The sequence below is a fragment of the Labrys sp. WJW genome, assembly GCF_001676615.1.
Classification (GTDB): Bacteria; Pseudomonadota; Alphaproteobacteria; order Rhizobiales; family Labraceae; genus Labrys; species Labrys sedimenti.
In genome coordinates, this window is record NZ_LYXZ01000123.1 from 1 (window position 1) to 1,298 (window position 1,298).

The 1,298-nt window shown below is 57.3% G+C and carries 1 protein-coding gene; it reads left to right on the top strand.

All coding sequences use genetic code 11. From position 1 onward, the window contains the following. On the top strand, positions 1-614 hold a 614-nt coding region (locus BA190_RS34905; RefSeq protein ID WP_068299812.1), incomplete at its 5' end, for an outer membrane protein. Positions 615-1,298 lie beyond the last annotated feature (684 nt).

Below are 1,298 nucleotides of genomic sequence, written 5' to 3' on the forward strand. Positions count from 1 at the left end.
CGACCTCGGCTTTCGCTGCCGACCTGGCTCCCCAGGCTGTCGAGCCGGTCGCTCCGGTCGTCGCTCCCGTCTACAACTGGACCGGCTTCTACGCTGGTATCCATGCTGGCGCAGCTATCGGCCAGGGCAAGATTGACCATGCCAAGCTCAATGGCACTGGCTTCCTCGGCGGCGTCCATGCTGGCTACAATGCTCAGTTCGACGGCGGCTGGGTCGTCGGCCTCGAGACCGACATCGACTATTCGAGCGTCAAGAAGTCCAAGGCTGTCACCGACGGTGACATCGTCACTCGCGCCACCCTCAAGAACGAGTGGCAGGGTTCGACCCGCGCTCGCTTCGGCTATGCCTTCGACAACATCCTGCCCTACGTGACGGGTGGTGTTGCCTACGGCAACGTGAAGACCAGCATTGCTGGCGTTGGTTCCAAGACCGACACCCGCGTTGGTTGGACGGCTGGTGCTGGCGTCGAGTACGCCATCGACCAGAACTGGATCGTCCGCGGCGAAGCCCGTTATGTCGACCTCGGCGACAAGAGCAGCACCTTCGGCGGCACCCGCCACAAGGTGAAGTTCAACTCCACCGACCTGACCCTCGGCGTGAGCTACAAGTTCTGATCCGCGTATCTGGATCATTGCGTAAGGAAGAGCCCGGCAAAAGCCGGGCTTTTTCTTTGTCATGCTATCGGAATCGTTGTCCGGGCGAATTGCCGACAAATGGAGACGTCTCGTGGATCTCTCCGTCATATCGGTAACCGGGCCACAACGCGCCGCTTCTCACGCCGCCAGACAAAGATTTTGTGCCGAACCTTGAACACCTGAGGCTGGGCGCTTCTCACCCAAACTAAAAATGGCAGTGCCCCCAAGCCCTCCTCCATCTCACCGCACGCAACAAACCACTGCAGTATTTCTATCAGAAATACTTATCTTCGATTGTCATTAAGCCGCCCTAAGCTGCCACGCCCCTGAATCTTGGCTTCAGGCAAAAAATTCCTCTTAATATTTTTTTAAATATTAACAAAACACATCAAAAAATAAATCGTTCGTTAACCACAAGCGAGCGGGCTGCGTTCTTCAATTTTCATGGCCCTGCCCATCAGGCGCCTTCAGTTTGCCTGCCAGTGTGGCCGGAATGCTACAGACTCTCCCCGCGGTTTCTGTCTATATGCTCCCACACTGAATTTCCGGCCCTGGAGTCCTAGTAATGAAAATGCGTTTGGCCCTCGCGGCTCTCCTCCTCACCTCGACCTCGGCTTTCGCTGCCGACCTGGCTCCCCAGGCTGTCGAGCCGGTCGCTCCGGT